16 protein-coding genes are annotated in these 18,297 nt (G+C 34.0%); 10 read left to right on the forward strand and 6 right to left on the reverse strand.

Translation table 11 applies throughout. The annotated features are described in order from the left end of the window. Positions 1-23 precede the first annotated feature (23 nt). Complete coding sequence (gdhA, locus tag BUA98_RS00895; RefSeq protein ID WP_072969791.1) at positions 24-1,367, reverse strand: NADP-specific glutamate dehydrogenase; 1,344 nt, start codon at positions 1,365-1,367, stop codon at positions 24-26. A gap of 323 nt (positions 1,368-1,690) precedes the next feature. Here gdhA and BUA98_RS00900 point away from each other — a divergent pair, with 323 nt between their 5' ends. Beyond that, complete coding sequence (locus tag BUA98_RS00900) at positions 1,691-2,479, forward strand: THC0290_0291 family protein (protein ID WP_072969792.1); 789 nt, start codon at positions 1,691-1,693, stop codon at positions 2,477-2,479. 82 nt (positions 2,480-2,561) lie between these two features. On the opposite strand, the gene BUA98_RS00905 is transcribed toward BUA98_RS00900, so the two are convergent. Then, positions 2,562-3,704 carry a cystathionine gamma-synthase gene (locus BUA98_RS00905; RefSeq protein ID WP_072969793.1) on the reverse strand — a complete coding sequence of 381 codons (1,143 nt, stop codon included), beginning with the start codon at positions 3,702-3,704 and terminating at the stop codon, positions 2,562-2,564. A 197-nt stretch (positions 3,705-3,901) separates the two neighbouring features. Here BUA98_RS00905 and BUA98_RS00910 point away from each other — a divergent pair, with 197 nt between their 5' ends. Further along, on the forward strand, positions 3,902-4,645 hold the full coding sequence (locus tag BUA98_RS00910) for a DUF3298 and DUF4163 domain-containing protein (protein WP_072969794.1): 744 nt from the start codon (positions 3,902-3,904) through the stop codon (positions 4,643-4,645). Positions 4,646-4,782: 137 nt separating this feature from the next. Here BUA98_RS00910 and BUA98_RS00915 read toward each other — a convergent pair whose 3' ends face one another. The 3 genes from BUA98_RS00915 to BUA98_RS00925 all read right to left on the reverse strand — a co-directional run bounded on the left by BUA98_RS00915 (position 4,783) and on the right by BUA98_RS00925 (position 7,599). Next, the gene (locus BUA98_RS00915; protein WP_072969795.1) at positions 4,783-5,934 is read right to left on the reverse strand and encodes an ATP-binding protein; all 1,152 of its coding nucleotides are present in this window, start codon (positions 5,932-5,934) and stop codon (positions 4,783-4,785) included. 325 nt (positions 5,935-6,259) lie between these two features. Continuing rightward, the gene (locus BUA98_RS00920; protein ID WP_072969796.1) at positions 6,260-7,015 is read right to left on the reverse strand and encodes an SDR family NAD(P)-dependent oxidoreductase; all 756 of its coding nucleotides are present in this window, start codon (positions 7,013-7,015) and stop codon (positions 6,260-6,262) included. A gap of 92 nt (positions 7,016-7,107) precedes the next feature. Then, positions 7,108-7,599 (reverse strand): GNAT family N-acetyltransferase, encoded by a 492-nt coding sequence (locus BUA98_RS00925; protein ID WP_072969797.1) that lies wholly within the window; start codon positions 7,597-7,599, stop codon positions 7,108-7,110. A 148-nt stretch (positions 7,600-7,747) separates the two neighbouring features. Here BUA98_RS00925 and BUA98_RS00930 point away from each other — a divergent pair, with 148 nt between their 5' ends. After that, entirely contained in the window at positions 7,748-8,557 is an 810-nt protein-coding gene (locus BUA98_RS00930; protein ID WP_072969798.1) for a DUF4382 domain-containing protein, read from the forward strand. 75 nt (positions 8,558-8,632) lie between these two features. Here the strand turns inward: BUA98_RS00930 and BUA98_RS00935 are convergent, their stop codons facing one another. Next, entirely contained in the window at positions 8,633-9,508 is an 876-nt protein-coding gene (locus tag BUA98_RS00935) for an aldo/keto reductase (protein ID WP_072969799.1), read from the reverse strand. Positions 9,509-9,732: 224 nt separating this feature from the next. Here BUA98_RS00935 and BUA98_RS00940 point away from each other — a divergent pair, with 224 nt between their 5' ends. The 7 genes from BUA98_RS00940 (at position 9,733) to BUA98_RS00970 (ending at position 18,258) form a co-directional block, all read left to right on the forward strand. Then, positions 9,733-10,737, forward strand: a complete 1,005-nt coding sequence (locus BUA98_RS00940; RefSeq protein ID WP_007807095.1) for an AAA family ATPase — start codon at positions 9,733-9,735, stop codon at positions 10,735-10,737. Positions 10,738-10,816: 79 nt separating this feature from the next. Continuing rightward, positions 10,817-11,680, forward strand: a complete 864-nt coding sequence (locus BUA98_RS00945) for a DUF58 domain-containing protein (RefSeq protein WP_072969800.1) — start codon at positions 10,817-10,819, stop codon at positions 11,678-11,680. 82 nt (positions 11,681-11,762) lie between these two features. Then, a complete protein-coding gene (locus tag BUA98_RS00950) occupies positions 11,763-13,394 on the forward strand; it encodes a phenylalanine--tRNA ligase subunit alpha (RefSeq protein ID WP_072969801.1) in 1,632 nt (543 codons plus the stop codon). Then, the gene (locus tag BUA98_RS00955; RefSeq protein WP_072969802.1) at positions 13,394-14,395 is read left to right on the forward strand and encodes a vWA domain-containing protein; all 1,002 of its coding nucleotides are present in this window, start codon (positions 13,394-13,396) and stop codon (positions 14,393-14,395) included. The genes BUA98_RS00950 and BUA98_RS00955 overlap by 1 nt, the downstream gene beginning before the upstream one ends. 141 nt (positions 14,396-14,536) lie before the next feature. Then, positions 14,537-15,571, forward strand: a complete 1,035-nt coding sequence (locus BUA98_RS00960; protein WP_072969803.1) for a VWA domain-containing protein — start codon at positions 14,537-14,539, stop codon at positions 15,569-15,571. 44 nt (positions 15,572-15,615) lie between these two features. Beyond that, positions 15,616-16,386 (forward strand): tetratricopeptide repeat protein, encoded by a 771-nt coding sequence (locus BUA98_RS00965; protein WP_072969804.1) that lies wholly within the window; start codon positions 15,616-15,618, stop codon positions 16,384-16,386. A gap of 117 nt (positions 16,387-16,503) precedes the next feature. After that, positions 16,504-18,258 carry a BatD family protein gene (locus BUA98_RS00970; RefSeq protein WP_072969805.1) on the forward strand — a complete coding sequence of 585 codons (1,755 nt, stop codon included), beginning with the start codon at positions 16,504-16,506 and terminating at the stop codon, positions 18,256-18,258. Positions 18,259-18,297 lie beyond the last annotated feature (39 nt).

Genomic DNA, 18,297 nt, shown 5'->3' on the forward strand with positions numbered 1-18,297 from the left:
GCATTTTTATATTGTAATAAAAATTATACTACACCTTGTGCAAGCATAGCATCGGCAACTTTAACAAATCCGGCAATGTTCGCTCCTTTTACGTAGTTTACATAACCATCTTCACCAACACCGTATTTTTTACACTGGTTGTGAATTCCAACCATAATATCTTTTAATCTTAAATCAACTTCTTCACTTGTCCAGTTTAGACGAATTGAATTTTGTGTCATTTCAAGTCCAGATGCAGCAACACCACCAGCGTTAGCAGCTTTTCCTGGAGCAAATAATACTTTATTATCTAAGAATAATTTAATTGCATCTAATGTAGATGGCATGTTTGCCGCTTCAGTAACACACAAAACACCGTTGTCAATTAATTTTTGAGCGTCGTCACCGTTTAATTCATTTTGAGTAGCACATGGAATTGCAATATCCACTTTTACTTCCCATGGACTTTTTCCTTTATGAAAAACAGCGTTTGGATATTTATCCAAATATTTTTCTGCTCTATTATCACCACTTGCTCTCATTTCAAGCATATGATCGATTTTTTCTCCAGAAATCCCATCTTCATCATAAATATAACCATCAGGACCAGAAATAGTCAATACTTTTCCGCCTAATTCATTTATTTTTAGCGCCACTCCCCAAGCCACATTTCCAAATCCGGAAATTGCAACTCTTTTACCTTTAATCTCATGTCCCATAGTACGCAACATTTGATCTGTAAAATAAACAACTCCGTATCCTGTCGCTTCAGGTCTGATTAATGATCCTCCATAAGCAATTCCTTTACCGGTTAAAACACCTGTAAATTCATTTCTAATTCTTTTATATTGACCAAACAAATATCCAATCTCTCTTGCTCCTACACCAATATCTCCAGCAGGCACATCTAAATCAGGACCAATATGACGACATAATTCCGTCATGAAAGATTGACAAAAACGCATAACCTCAGCATCCGATTTTCCTTCCGGATCAAAATCAGAACCTCCTTTACCTCCACCCATTGGAAGTGTAGTCAAACTATTTTTAAATACTTGTTCAAAAGCAAGGAATTTTAAAACTGATAGGTTTACAGAGTGATGAAATCTAATTCCACCTTTATAAGGTCCAATTGCCGAATTCATCTGAATTCTAAAACCTCTGTTTACAATTATTTCTCCTTTATCATCAACCCATGGAACTCTAAATATAATAGAGCGTTCTGGCTCAGCAATTCTTAGAAGTAAGTTTTTTCCATCGTATTTTTTACGTTCTGCAATAAATGGAATTACCGTTTCTGCAAATTCTCTAACGGCTTGAAGAAACTCTGGCTCGTTCGGATTTTTAGACTCTACTAGAGCCATAAATTCATTTATTTTTTGTTCCATTTTTAAATAAATTATTCAGATAAATTATTTTAATTTTCGCTCAATTAAATAAGAAAATACGTTTAAGAAAACGTTTTCGTTTCAACACACAAAGATATAACAAAATGCGAATCTAATGTGATTTTTTTTAGTTTGCGGCGCTGAATTGTGTAATTTTCAAACTTTACCAATAATAGCATTTTACACTTCTAATTTTACATCAAAACAACCAACTTAAAGTTAACAAATTAAGTATTTTGCTACTTATTTTTTAATAGCACAATATTAAATTTTGAATCGTACATGATTTTTATATATTTGCCTTGATTTGAAAGCCCAAAATTATGTTTAAACCTATATTACTCACATTATTTGCCTTCATCGGAATTTCAACTGTATCGAATGCACAAAGTTTTGCACAAGAAGTAGGAATAATATTCGGACCTGTTACTCTTCAATCAGATTATGGCGAAAGGCATGATTTTGAAACCAATGTTGGAAATAGAGGTATTGGTATAGGATTAGTTCACTTTATTAATTTCTCAGCAAATAATAATCACGAAACTTTTTTCTCAGAACATGTTAAAGTCAGATCGGAGTTAACTTACACTAATACCAATCTTGAACATTTTGGCCGTTATGTAGAAAAAACCCCACCGACTTTAGGAGTATTGCGATTGAGAGCAATGAATGGAAAATCTAACATATTGAGTCTTGGAGCTCAAGGAGAATTTTCATTTATTAAAATACATGATTTTGAAAACAATGTTGGTAGTTTTAGTCCTTACATAAGTTTAGGTTTTTTAGTAAGTTACTATTCCACTAAAGTAAGTTCTGATCTTGGACCGTTGGGAACCATTGAAACTACCCCTGCAAAATATTTAGTTCCATCTGATGGTCGTCAATATGGTTTTTCAAGTGAAAATGGTATCGTTTTATCAGCAACAGCTGGCTTAGGTGTACATTACAAACTAACAACAATGAGCGACTTAATGCTTGAGTGTCGTTTTCAGTCTTTTAGTTCTGACTGGGTCGATGGTTTAAATCCCAACAAAGACCTTTTTAAAGAAAACAAAGCAAATGACTGGCAGGTTTGGCTAAATGTTGGTTACATTCATTACTTAGAATTTTAAAGAAATCTCAAAATATAAAAAATCCCAAATTCCAATTAATCATTTTGGAATTTGGGATTTTTTATATTTTGGAATTTAGCTTTTATGCTAATGCCTGTTCTAAATCGGCGATTAAATCTTCAGCATCTTCGATACCAACGCTTAATCGAACCAAATCATCGGTAATACCAACTTCTGCTCTCTTATCTGCCGGAATAGAAGCGTGCGTCATCAAAGCAGGATGATTGGCTAATGATTCAACTCCACCTAATGATTCAGCCAAAGTAAATACCTTCAACTTCTCTAAAAAGGCAATAGAATCTTCTTTTTTTCCTGACGTAAAAGTAAAAGAAACCATTCCTCCAAAAGCTTTCATTTGTTTTTTAGCAATTTCATGAAACGGATGACTTGCTAATCCTGGATAATAAACCGTTTTAATTTTTGGATGTTTCGTTAAATATTCCACTACTTTTTCTCCGTTTTCACAATGTCTCTGAACTCTTAATGAAAGTGTTTTAATTCCTCTTAAAACCAAAAAGCTATCCATTGGACCTAACGTTGCACCCGTTGCAAATTGTTGAAAATGCAATTGCTCTCCCAATGCTTCATCTTTTACAATTAAAGCTCCGGCGATAACATCAGAATGTCCGCCTAGATATTTTGTCGCAGAATGCATTACAATATCAGCACCTAAATCAAGTGGCTTTTGTAAATACGGAGTCGCAAAAGTATTATCAACGGCAAATAAAATTTTATGCTCTTTAGTGATTTTGGCAACCTCTTCAATATCCGCCAATTTCATTAACGGATTCGTTGGCGTTTCCACCCAAACCAATTTTGTATTTTCATTGATTAATGACTTCAATTTAACAATATCAGTCATATCTACAAAATGAAATTTAATTCCGGAATCCTTATATATTCTTGAAAACATTCTATAAGTACCACCATACAAATCATCCATCGCGATGACTTCATCACCTGCTTTCAATCCTCTTAAAATACAATCAGTAGCAGCTAAACCAGATGAAAAAGCTAATCCGCGAGTACCATTTTCAATACTAGCCAAAGCATTCTCTAACGCTGAACGAGTTGGGTTTGAAGCTCTGCTGTATTCATAATCTCCCAAAGGTTGTCCCGGACTTGTTTGAATATAAGTTGATGTTTGATATACAGGAGGCATCACTGCACCCGTACTTGGATCATGATGCTGACCACCATGAATCACTTTAGTATTGAATTTCATATAGTTATGTTTTTAAAACGTATTTTTAAACTACAAATTTACCGTTTAATTTATTTTAATCCTGATACAACTTCTTACCTTTGTATATAATTAACACTTTAATGTATGAAATCGCAATTACCCAGAGCTTTATGAAAGCAAAAAACATATAAATAAAATGCGACACCATATAACCGATAACAAATAACTTAACTTATATGAAACGGTATACTTTTCTAGTCATTCTACTTTTAATATTCATAAGTTGCAGCAAAGAGCTTTCATTTGAAAATAAAACATTTGAGAAAAAATCCAACCTTCCCTGCAAAGCAGATTGCCCAATAATTACTATTGACATTCCAATTGCAAAAAATATCCCTGTTGTCGCAGATAGCATCAATAAAAAAATATTTTTGGTTGTGAAAGAAATTACTTATTTTGGGGAAAAGCCAGTACAACCAAACGATTACAAAGCACTAACAGCTTCTTTTATTGAATCTTATGAAGAAATGCATAAAAAATTCCCCAATGAAACTTTTGGATGGGAAGGCAAAATCAAAGGAAATGTAGAATTTGAATCCGGCCAAATCATTAACATAAAAATTGATCATTATACATTTACCGGCGGCGCGCATGGTTATCAGGGGTATCGTTCTTTATTATTCAATCCGAAAACAGGAAAAATCATTTTTTCTGATGAGATTTTTAAAAATGAAAAAGAATTTAAAGTTTTCGCCGAAAAAGCATTCCGCACCAAATATAAAATCCCAGCAAAAGCAAACATCAACGCAACAGGTTTAATGTTCGAAAATGATAAATTTCAATTACCTCAGAATATTTTTTATACAGAAGAAGGTTTACTATTATACTATAACTCATACGAAGCAGCATCTTATGCAGATGGTCCAAAAGAGCTTTTATTTCCTTATGATGAAGTGAATAAATATTTATTGTATCAGTGACTTAAAAAAACATTTGGCTAAAGCCAGATAACCAGACAAATTACTATCTCCAGCTAAAGCTGGAGGCAATTCAATAAAACTTCACTTTGACTTAGACGCACTGCTGTGCGCCTCTACGGAAAACCTTTGCACCTCTGCTACTTTGTACCTTCTTGAAAATCATATTTCATTTTCCGCAAAATCCTTAAGGCTTCTTTAAAAGACAAATACACCTGCGAAAAAGGTTTCAGAAGCAATTTTGCATCAATTAATTTTTGTTTGGCCTCATCAAAACCATTCAAATGACAAATCATAAAAGTCGAAGGTAGATTTTCCAGATCGACCATTTCACGGTGTGACAATGTAAATCCTTTTTGTAGTTTTTGAAGTAATGCTATATTTGAATTGTAAATATGATACAGCATTTTTCGATTGAATTCCGGCGGCTGAAAAAGCATTTTTCGATCGATTTTGTAATAACCATTATCAAAGAAACGAATGGTTTGTTCTTCTAAAGGATAATAACTTGTTTTGTCGTTTAAACCTAACGGAACATATTCGGTAATCGTGAAACTGTCATCGTCAAAAACAATGGTAACAACATCCTGCGCCGAATAAAAAAGTTTAATTTGCTCGTTGATCAATTCAATATCAACTCTGGAAAGAAAGGTCTTATCCCGCGATTTTTTAGGAACTCCCGCCCAGCAAATCACAAATAATTCTTTAAAAACATTATATTTCGGCGACATATCTTTATGCCTGAAATTCATGAAATCGATTACGCCGTCAAGTGTATACTGAATGCTGTTTCGGGAGCTGTTTTCAATCCCAATTACCGTTTCAGTATTCTGGTAATTCTTCTCTACTTCACCTTCAACCGGAATCGAATTACTGCCTCGCCTCACGAAAACGCTATTCGCTAAAATAGTGTGAATTCCTTTTTTAAAATACGAGATTTTGCTCTTGGGTTTAATCGTAACCAGTCCAATTACTTTGTCTTTTGGAAGATTCGGAAACGGTACATTCTCGTACTGAATTTTAGGTGGATTTTCTAAAAAAGCATTTACTAAATTCTGAATTCGGCTATCATCAAAGAAATCATCACCGACAATTTCATTATCCTGATCTTCAACTCCAACTACGATATAAGAATTATTGGTTGGGTTCGAATTTGATAAAGCACAGATGTGCTTCAGAAACTTCCCTTTTCCTTCACGCGTATGTAAATTCAACTGCCTTTTTTTGTCATAAAAACTGCTCTCATCATTATGAGCGAGCAGGTTTTTTATTAAAAGGCGCTTGTTGATCATTCTTTTTAGATGTTAGACTGGCTTAGAATTTTAGACTTCTTAGATTCTCGAATTTCAGATTCTAAATTAATCTAATTTCTAAGAAGTCTAACAATCTAAAATTTTAAATATTTTATATAGCCAAAAATAAAGCTCCAGCGGAGCAACATATTTATAGTTAATTATATACATGAATAAAAACAAAGCTCCAGCGGAGCGATATTTCCGATATTTCACACCCAATAAATATTCCACCCCGATGGGTTCTATAAAATTAAATTATAAATTTCTATAAACATGACGCCCCTCTGGGGCTTTATTTTATAATTCTTATCATGAAAAAAATCTAAATATTCTTCTTGACTATCGTTGCCGAGGCTTGCGCCGTTGGATATACAATTAAATCTGCAATATTAACATGATATTTTCTTGATACTACAAAATGAATAATGTCTGCAATATCTTCCGCCTGTAGGGCATCTAAACCTTTATATACATTCGACGCTCTGTCAGCATCTCCCTTAAAGCGTACTTCACTAAATTCGGTTTCAACCATTCCCGGATGAATTGCTCCTACTCTGATTCCGTAAGGATTCAGGTCCATTCGCATTCCGTTATTAATAGCATCAACGGCATGTTTTGAGGCACAGTATACATTTCCGTTTGGATACACTTCTTTACCGGCAATAGAACCAATATTGATAATATGTCCCGCTTTTCTCTCTATCATTTGCGGAATAATTGCTTTCGAAACATACAAAAGTCCTTTTACGTTAATATCTATCATTGCATCCCAATCGTCAATATTTCCATTCTGAATTGGGTCTAAACCGTGTGCATTTCCGGCATTATTAATTAAAACGTCAATTTGAGCAAATTCTGCTGGCAATGAATTAATGTTTTCAAAAACGGCCTCTTTATCACGAACGTCAAAAGAAAGCGTATACACTTCTGTAAATGCCGAAAGTTCTTTTTCGAGTTCAGACAAACGTTCTTTACGTCTTCCGCAAAGGATAATTTTATAATCGTTTTTTGCCATTATTTGTGCGGTTGCTTTTCCAATTCCGCTTGTGGCTCCAGTAATTAAAACTGTTTTTTTCATTCTTGTCAATTTTGTTTGCCAGAGATTAAATGATTTTTTTTAATCTGCGAGAATCTTTTAATCGGTGGCAAATATTCTTAATTTTTATTTTTTCATTCTTCTAAATTCAACACCATATTTAACGCCATCCAGGTTTCACCATCTACTTCTCTTATCAGTTTTTTATCCGGATTAATAGTAAAACCAACTTTTTCATAACATTTTATAGCCCCAACATTAAAATCAAAAACATTCAGTTCAATATTTCGTTCTTTCCTGTTTTCACGAATAAATTCCAGCAATAAAATTACCATTTGTTCGCCAATTCCTTTTCCTCTTTGATCTTTATCAATAATTAGAATTCTACCCAATTTTGCCGAATCCTCTTTAAAATAAATTTCACAATGTCCAACAGTCCTTCCGTCAGAAGTATTGGCAACTCTAAAAGCAATTCGATTTTCATCAGAAAGTGTTTTATCTATCTGGCTTTTTGTTAAGGGAAAAATAAATTCAGGACCACCAAACTGCATTAAATCTTTTGCATTTTTAACAGAATCGATTAATTCAGAATAAAACTTTTTATCAAATTTTTCTAAATACACCATTTTTCAAACTTTTAAATTTCTGTCTTTTAAGATAAAGTCAAACTTTCCCTTAAGATTTACTTAAGTACTATGCAAAATTACTGTATTAAGGCACTAAATGAATCCTATTTTGCGTTATTAATTTACTAATTTTAAAAAAAAGAAAGTTATGAAAAAAGCAACCCTAAATTTTAGAATATTTCTTCTAACCACATTAATATGCTTGTTTATAACAAGTTGCAGTAGCAATGACGATAACGGCAGCGCACAAACTTCAAAAGTAACGGTACGAATGACGGATGCACCGGGTGATTATGAAGAAGTAAACGTTGAAGTATTAGATGTTAAAATTAAAAGCACTTCAGAAACTGGTGAAGAAGGATGGGTAAGCATTGGAAATATTACACCTGGAATATACAATTTACTTGATTTAACTGGTGGAGTAAATGTACTTCTGGCTGATAATGAAGTACCATCAGGCTTTTTAGGTCAAATCAGATTAATTCTTGGCGAGCATAATACAGTAAAAAAAGATGGTGTAACTTATCCTTTAAAAACGCCAAGTGCCCAGCAATCTGGTTTAAAATTAAAAGTCAACCAAACCTTGACAGGTGGTGCAACTTACGACTTTTTACTAGATTTTGATGTTGAACATTCTGTTGTTGTAGAGACAGGCGGATCTGGCGGCTATAATTTACACCCGGTAATCAGAGTATCTACAAATGCAACATCTGGGATAATTAAAGGAATTGTAACACCTTTTACTTTCCAATCTTTAGTATCAGTTCAGGTTGGAGACACAACTGTTTCAGCGTATACAAATGAAACAGGAGCATTTCAACTAAACGGTATCCCGGCGGGAACTTATACCGTAACAATTACACCAGACATAACTTCGGAATTTCCTCCTTTAGTGGTTCCTAATGTGGTTGTGGTTAATGGGCAAATCTCAAACATGAACACGCTTATTTTAGAATAAAAAAATAAGTAAAACATAAAAAAACAGCTACTCCAGAATTAGAATAGCTGTTTTTTTTATGGTTATTTTAAAGAATTAAGGCACATCATCTCCCATACTTTCTGTCCAGATCGCGAACCAGTCTTCTTTGTCCATTTCTAATTCGGCGGCTTTCATCAACGATTGAATTCTGGCAATATTTACCGTTCCCGCAATCGGAATTACGCCTGCAGGGTGTTTTAATATCCAGGCTAATAAAAGTGTATCTGAACCAAAACTGTATTTCTGAACTAATTCAGAAAGTAGCTTTTTTAAACGACGTGTTTTCTTAGTATCTTCTCTAAAAACAGTTCCAAGTGGATTCCATGACAATGGTCGAATTCCGTGTGTTTGCATATAATCTAAACTTCCGTCAACCATTGCCTCATAATGTGTCGCAGAAAATTGTACCTGATTAAAACTTACTTCTGTTTTCGAACGAATTAATTCGGTTTGCGAACTGGTAAAATTCGAAAGCCCGAAATCAATAATCTTCCCTTCTGATTTTAATTTTTCCACCGCTTCAGCAATTTCATCTGCCTGCATTAACGGACTTGGTCTGTGCAATAAAAAAACATCAATAAAATCTGTTTTTAATTTCTTCAAAGATTCTTCAACAGACCAAATAATATATTCCTTCGAATATTCGTAATGTTTAATTTTGTTTTCCGGGCGTTTCTCAGCAATCATCTGAATTCCGCACTTGGTAATTAACTGTAATTTTTCTCTTGAAATTTTACTTGCTTGGAAAGCTTTTCCAAAATCGGCTTCTGTGGTATAAGATCCGTAAATATCGGCGTGATCAAAAGTGGTAATTTTGTTTTCGATACAGATCTGTATCATGTTTTCCATTTCTTTAGTTGTAAGGTTTTTATCCCAAACTCCCCAATTCATAGTGCCTGAAATAATAGGCGATAACGTTGTTTTGCTCATGGTTTTATTGCGTTATTTTTGGTAATAAATATGCTTTTATAAAGCATAATCATCAAAGTTCTTAAAAATATAAAAATAGATTCACAATTCGTCCTTAAAATTAGTGCATTGGTCGAAGTTTTAACCATTCTTTAACATCTTACTTCTCAAAAAATATTCAATTTGCACTCTCAAAAACAAGGCGTAAAAATCAAAGGTTTTAAAAGGGTTTTAAAAATATTTATATGGAAGAAAATACAACGACTTTAGACATTAGAGCGATAAATGAAAAAATTGAAAGAGAAAGTGCTTTTATAGACCTTCTTACAATGGAAATGAACAAAGTTATTGTGGGCCAGAAACATATGGTCGAGCGTTTATTAATCGGGCTTTTAGGACAAGGGCATATTTTACTGGAAGGAGTTCCGGGATTAGCCAAAACTTTAGCGATAAATACTTTGTCGCAAGCGGTACAGGGTTCTTTCAGCCGTATCCAGTTTACTCCGGATTTATTACCTGCCGATGTTGTCGGAACGATGATTTACAACATCAAAGCAAACGAATTCTCTATTAAAAAAGGACCAATTTTTGCCAATTTCGTACTTGCCGATGAGATTAACCGTGCTCCTGCTAAAGTTCAGTCTGCACTTTTGGAGGCGATGCAGGAAAAACAAGTTACTATTGGCGACACGACTTTCAAATTAGATCGTCCATTTTTAGTTCTTGCAACTCAAAACCCGGTAGAGCAAGAAGGAACATACCAGCTTCCTGAAGCTCAAGTCGATCGTTTTATGTTGAAAACGGTAATTGACTACCCAAAAATTGATGAAGAACGTTTTGTAATTCGTCAAAACTTAAAAGGAAGTTACGAAAAAGTAAATCCTGTAGTTTCTGTAGAACAAATTTTGCGTGCGCAAGAAGCGGTTCGTGAAGTTTACATGGACGAAAAAATCGAAAAATATATCTTAGATATCATCTTTGCTACTCGTTATCCAGAGAAGTACAAACTTGCCGACTTAAAACCTCTTATTAGTTTTGGAGCATCGCCACGTGGAAGTATCAATTTAGCCAATGCGGCAAAATGTTACGCTTTCATCAAACGTCGTGGTTATGTAATTCCAGAAGACGTTCGTGCAGTTGTACATGATGTTTTACGTCACAGAGTTGGGATAACGTATGAGGCTGAAGCCGAAAACATTACTTCTGTAGACATTATCAACAAAATCGTAAACGAGATTGAAGTACCTTAAAAAGTTGATGGTTGATAGTTTTTTGTTGATGGTACATTTGCCATCAACCAACAACCATAAACCATAAACCAAATCACAAATGGATACAAAAGAGCTTTTAAAAAAAGTACGGAAAATAGAAATCAAAACCAAAAGACTGAGCAATCATATCTTTTCGGGAGAGTACCATTCTTCATTTAAAGGACGCGGGATGACTTTTAGCGAAGTGCGTCAATACCAATATGGCGATGATATTCGTAACATCGATTGGAATGTAACCGCACGCTACAACGAAGCCCACGTAAAAGTTTTTGAAGAAGAACGCGAATTGACCATGGTTTTAATGGTTGATATTTCGGGTTCTGAAGGTTTTGGTTCAAAAAGTCAATTCAAAAAAGACATCGTCACCGAAATTGCGGCAACGATGGCTTTTTCGGCTACACAAAACAATGACAAAATCGGATTAATATTATTTTCTGATAATGTCGAATTGTATATTCCACCAAAAAAAGGCCGTTCACACGTTTTGAGAATCATTCGTGAATTAATCGAATTCGAACCAAAAAGCCACAAAACGGATATTTCGCAAGCTTTGAAGTTTTTATCAGGAACACAAAAAAAGAAAGCTATTGTTTTTGTGATTTCTGATTTCATGTCTGAAAATTACGAGCAGACTTTAAAAATTGCTTCTAAAAAACACGACATTACAGGTGTTCGTGTCTATGATATCCGCGAAGAAAAAATCCCGAATTTAGGAATGGTAAGTATGCTTGATGCTGAAACCGGAAAAATTCAATTGGTCGATACAGGCTCCAAATCAGTGCGAATGAATTACGAAAAACATTATCACGACAGAGTCAACTATTTCAAAGATATTTTTAGTAAATCAGGAGCTGGTGTCGTAAACACAAGAGTCGACGAAAATTACGTAACAAAATTACTCGGTTATTTTAAGTCCCGTTAATTTGAGATTTAAATCAGGTTTCAAAAAATAAATTTTCAAAAATAAGCATTCGTTTTAGACTAAAATCTGAATCAAAAATCAAATGAAATTAAAATTTTACATATTGCTATTTTTGCTTACTTCAGCTGTTTTTGCACAACAAAAACAAGTTGAAACAAGTATTGATACTACAAAAAATAAAATTGGAGCCGAATTTAAGCTAACACTTAAAACGGTTGTAAGCTCAAAATCGAAAGTTGTTTTTCCTAAACTAAAAAATATTGGTCCTTTAGAAGTAATTCAATCGTACCCAATTGACACGGTTAAGAAAAATGACACTTACGAATTGATCAAAAAATACGGCTTAACCCAATTTGATTCAGGAAAATACACTATTCCGAGTATCAAAATTTTAATTGATAAAAAACCTTATTTATCAGATTCTATCCGTGTTGAAGTAGCCAATGTAAAAGTGGATACTCTACAACAAAAAATGTACGATATCAAAGATATTTCCAGTGCAGACAGCAACAACGATTGGTGGATTTATGTTTTGATTGTAATTGTAATTCTTTCCATTGGTGCTTTTGTATATTGGTATGTTAAAAAACATCAGAAGAAAAAAATTGAAGAGGAAGTTTATAAAACGCCTATCGAAAAAGCGACAAGTTTATTGAATAACCTGGAATCAAAAGAATTGGTTCAAAAAGGCGAAATCAAAGAATACTATAGTGAACTGACGGATATTGCCCGTAATTATATTGAAGAAGCGATTCACATTCCGGCAATGGAAAGCACCACTTCTGAATTGATTCAGGCCATAAGATTAGCTTCTACGAAAAAGAAAATGACGTTAACACCGGAAACCGTTGAGAATTTAGAACGCGTTTTACGTCAGGCGGATTTAGTAAAGTTTGCAAAATCTAAACCATTGGATTTTGAAATTACAGAGGATAGAAATAAAATCCAGAAAGTAATTTTAACGCTTGATAATGCAATTCCGACGGAAGTTCCGGCTGAAGAAGAAGATCAATTATTGAATGAAGCACAAAGACAAAAGCAAATTCAGCTTCAATTGCGTAAAAAACGCAACAAACGAATTACTCTTGCTGCTGCAACTGTTGTATTCTTGTTAACTGCGACAACGACCTTTTTCGTTGTAACAAAAGGCTTTTCTTATGTAAAAGATAATGTTATTGGTCATCCATCTAAAGAATTATTAGAAGGCGAATGGGTAAAAAGTGCTTACGGAAATCCTGCTGTCCAAATTGAAACCCCAAAGGTTTTAAAGCGAATGGATACGCAAAAAGTATTACCTAAAGAAGCGATGGCCCTGATTAAAGAAATGCAGCTTTTCGCATACGGAAGTATGATTGACAATTTCTATGTTACGGTTTCAACCAGTAAATTTAAAAATCCTGTTGAACTTGATTTAGCCAAAACTTTAGAAGGTACTTTAAAAATAATTGAAGCTCAGGGCGGACAAAATATTATTGTGAAACAAGAAGATTTCCAAACCAATTCAGGAATACAGGGATTAAAAGGATACGGAACAATGACAGTTTTAAATCCTGTTAGTAAAACAAGCACAAAAGCATATTATGAAATTTTGCTTTTTAAACAAGATCAGGGATTACAACAAATTATGATTTTACATCAGGAAGGCGATACGTATGCGAATGATATCACAACCCGAATTTTAAATTCTGTTGAACTTCAAAAAGCGAGCAATTAATGGAAAAGATAACTTTTTTAAATCCAGAATTTTTTTGGTTGTTTCTTTTAATTCCAATTGCAATCGCTTGGTTTTTCTGGAAACGCAACCAGCAATCGCCTACTTTAAAAATGAGTTCAACTCAGGGTTTTAAAAACAGTGAATCGTTATTAACCAAATTAAAACCTTGTTTGTACGCATTCAGGATTATTGCACTAAGCTCTTTGATTATTGCATTAGCGAGACCGAGAACAGTTGACATCAGCAATCAGACTAAAACGACAAAAGGAATTGATATTGTAATGGCAATTGACGTTTCAGGAAGTATGCTGGCTAAAGATTTAAAGCCAAACCGTATGGAAGCTTTAAAAAGAGTTGCCGGAGAATTTGTTGAGGAAAGACCAAATGACAGAATTGGGTTGGTTTTATATGCCTCTGAAGCTTATACCAAAACTCCTGTTACAAGTGATAAAGCAATCATTTTAGAAGCTATAAAAGATATTAAGTACGATACCGCTTTACAAGATGGAACTGGAATTGGAATGGGATTGGCAACAGCTGTAAACCGCCTTAAAGACAGTAAAGCAAAAAGCCGTGTAATTATTTTGATGACCGACGGTGTTAACAATGCCGGTTTCATTGAACCTGAAACGGCTGCTGATATTGCAAAACAATACGGAATAAAAGTATACACGATCGGAATCGGAACCAACGGAATGGCGCCATCTCCTTATGCATACGCTCCAAACGGAGGTTTTTTATTCAAAATGCAGAAGGTTGAAATCGATGAGACTTTAATGAAAAGCATTGCCCGTAAAACCGAAGGAACCTATTTTAGAGCAACAAGCAATGACAGACTAGCTCAAATTTATAGCGCGATCAATAAATTAGAAACAACAGAAATTCAGGAATTAAAATTCTATGATTACGACGAAAAATACAGAGGGTTTGTTTTACTGGCAGCCTTTTTATTATTGTTAGAAGTTGGTTTAAGAAATACAGTTTACAGAAGCTTTATTTAATTTTTTCAAAATTAAAAAATTACAATATTGAAATTCCAAATAACAAATTGGAATTTGGAATTTGAAAAGTTTTAAATAAAAAGAAGAATTGGAATTTGGAATTTGTTCCGATAACTATCGGAATTGGAATTTAAAAATTATATGGAATTAGACGAAAAAAAATATTTATACCTTTTATTCTTACTCCCAATTGTGGTGTGTATTTTCCTTTTCAATATGTATTGGAAAAGAAAAAAACAACGTGAATTTGGTGATTTGGAAATGGTTAAAAGACTGAGCCCTGAACGTTCTGTTTTTAAACCTGTATTAAAATTATCTATACTGCTTTTAGCACTTGCGTGTTTGATTATCGGATTAGTGAATCCGAAGATTGGAACAAAAATGGAAACCGTAAAACGTGAAGGTATCGATATTGTTTTTGCAGTCGACGTTTCAAAAAGTATGCTGGCCGAAGATGTGGCGCCAAGTCGTTTAGATAAAAGTAAACAATTGGTTTCGCAAATCATCAATAACTTAGGAAGCGACCGAATTGGAATTGTGGCTTATGCGGGAAGTGCTTTCCCGGTTTTGCCAATTACAACGGATTATAGCGTAGCCAAAATGTTCCTGCAAAGTATGAGTCCGGATATGGTTTCGTCTCAGGGAACTTCTTTGGATGAAGCAATCCGTTTATCATCGACTTATTTTGATGAAAAAAGCAAAACGAGCAAATTATTGATTTTGATTTCTGATGGAGAAGACCATTCTGAAGGTGCATCTGCAGCAGCGGAAGAAGCCAATAAATTGGGAATGAAAATCATTACAATTGGTATCGGAACAGAAAAAGGCGGAACTATTCCGTTAAAAGAAAATGGTGTTGTAAAAAGCTTTCAAAGAGATCAAAACGGAGAAGTTGTTGTTACAAAGCTAAATCAGGACGGGCTGAAAGCAATTGCAAAAGCAACGAAAGGTGGTTATGTGTACGGCGGAAGCACCAAAGAGGTTTTAGATTACGTAAAAAATGCCTTAAATAACATTCAGAAAACAGAATTTGAAGCGACTCAAATGGCCGATTTTCAATCGCAATTTCAATGGTTTTTGGGCTTTGCCTTCTTATTGTTGTTTGTCGATATTTTCCTTTTGGAAAGAAAAACAAACTGGATAAAAGAGTTGAATTTATTTAACGAAAAGAAATAATTGTTCCGGATTTTATTTCGGAACAAAAAATTAAAAAAATTAGAATGAAAAATTTACTTCTTTATATTTTACTAACGTTTTCTTTAGCTGTTTCAGCTCAGGAAAAAGACAAGACATTGCCTGATGCCAATGAAGAATATAAGCAGAATAAATTTGTTGATGCTGAGGCAAATTATAGAATTTCGAAGTCAAAATTCCCAAAGAAAGCAGTAGCTTCTTATAATTTAGGAAATACTATTTACAAACAAAACCAGGTTTCTGAAGCGAAATTCGCTTATGGAAGCGCCATCAAAAATGCGAAAACAAGACCTGAAAAACATAAAGCATTTCACAATTTAGGAAATGTTTTCATGAAAGAGAAAGATTATACGCAAGCCGTTGAAGCTTATAAACAAGCTTTGCGCAATGACCCGACGGATGATGAAACCCGTTACAATTATGCTTTGGCCAAACAAAAATTAAAAGAAAATCCTCCGAAAAACGACAAAAACAAGGATAAGAATAAGGATAAAGACAAAGACAAGGATAAAAATAAAGATAAGGACAAGGACAAAGACAAAAATAAGGATAAGGATAAAGACAAAAAAGACGACAAAGGCGATAAAGACAAGGATAAAAAAGATGGTAAAAATGATCCGAAGAAAGATGATAAATCAGACAACAAAGGAGAACCAAAACCACAGCCTGGCGGAATTTCAAAAGAACGTGTTCAGAATTTATTAGATGCCGTTAACAACGAAGAAAAGAAAATTCAGGACAAAGTAAATGCTCAAAAAGTAAAAGGAAGTCCTAAGAAAACAGAAAAAGACTGGTAATTTTTTGGGTTAATCGTTTATTCGTTTAACTGTTTATTCGAATAGACAATAAAACTTTAAAAAAACCGATTAAACAAATAACAATTAAACAGTTAAACAAAAACTGAAAAACAATTAATGAAAAGATATTTAATTCTATTACTATTCACTTTTCAAGGGCTTCTGGCTCAAGTTCAATTTGAAGCCAGAGTAAGCAAAAATTCGCTTGGTATAAACGAGAGACTTCGTATTGACTTTATCATGAATGTTGACGGAGATAACTTTGAACAGCCTGCATTTGACGGATTCAGAATTGTAGCAGGACCAAGTCAGCAAATAAGTCAATCCTGGGTTAACGGAAGAAGCTCTTTTCAAAAAATATACTCTTATATATTACAGCCAGCACAAAAAGGAACTTTAACGATTAAACAGGCTGCAATCGAGTTTAATGGTCAGAAATACAAAACAACTCCTCAAAAAATTGTTGTAACCAATGCTGTTGCTGAAGAAAGAGATGCTAGCGATCCTAGACAACAAGGCGGCGCCGGAAGCGAAACATTGAATCTGGTTGCTGAGATTTCAAAAACAAATCCGTATTTAAATGAACCAATTACGGTAGTTTATAAATTGTATTTTAATAATATTGGCGTAAACGGCTTTAAAGAACTGGCAAAACCAAAATACAATGATTTCTGGAATCAAAATATTGAAATCAAGCAATTAGCAATTGAAGAAGGAAGCTACCAAGGTCAAAGATGTTATTATGTGATCTTAAAAAAGACCATTTTATACCCACAAAAATCAGGAAGATTAACCATTGAACCTCTTTCCTTAGATATTGGCGTTGAATTGCCGACAAACCGCCGTGATATGTTTGGCCAAATGATTACAATAGACGATAATAAAGTTGTTTCAGCCGGAGCCAAAACAATCAACGTAAAACCACTTCCAGAAGCTAACAAGCCTGAAGGTTTCACAGGAGCTGTTGGTAAATTCAATTTTACGGTTACGCCTTCAAAAACTACTTTAAAAAATGGCGAAAGTCTTGATTTGGTTGTAAGTGCAGCGGGAAGCGGAAACATGAAATTATTTACACTTCCAAAACCGGTTGTACCAAATGCATTAGAGATGTATGATCCTGTGCATGACGAAAAAGTAACGACTTCATTGGCTGGAATGTCTGGTAAAATTTCAGATAAGTATACTATAATTCCGCAATACAAAGGGAAGTACGTTATAAAACCAATGCAGTTTTCGTATTTTGATTTGAGTTCCGGATCATACAAAACCATAACTTCTCAGGAAATTACAGTTGACGTTTTAGATGGACCAATGCAGGCAGAGGCAAACGCAACAGCAAATGCAGCAAAAAATGTTATTACGAAATCCGAGCAATTCAGATATATCAAACCAAAAACTACTTTAGTCTCTATGGCTAAAAATGATTTTTATGGTTCAAATTTATACTACGGATTACTATTGGCACCTTTCCTTATTTTACCAATTATTGTTTTGGTGAAAAAGAAGAAAGAAGCAATTGACAGCGATGTTTTCGGAAACCGAATTAAAATGAACAATAAGCTGGCGAAGAAATATCTATCTGAAGCTAAAAAACAGCTTAATAACAAAGAGCCATTTTATATTGCTTTGGAGAAAGCGATGCATAATTTCCTGAAAGCGAAACTGCATATCGAAACTTCAGAAATGAGCAAAGACAATATTCGTGAATTGTTATTATCCAGAAATGCGAATCCTGAAACGGTTCAGAGTTTTATTAATTTGACAGAAAACTGTGAGTTTGCACGTTATGCTCCGGCTTCAAGTGCTTCGATTCAGCAAGATTTTGATAAGGCTGTTTTGATTATCTCTGAATTAGAAAAACAGATTGTTTAAATTTTAACCGCAAATTATTTTACCGCAAAGTGCGCTAAG

The sequence above is a fragment of the Flavobacterium saccharophilum genome, from assembly GCF_900142735.1.
Classification (GTDB): Bacteria; Bacteroidota; Bacteroidia; order Flavobacteriales; family Flavobacteriaceae; genus Flavobacterium; species Flavobacterium saccharophilum.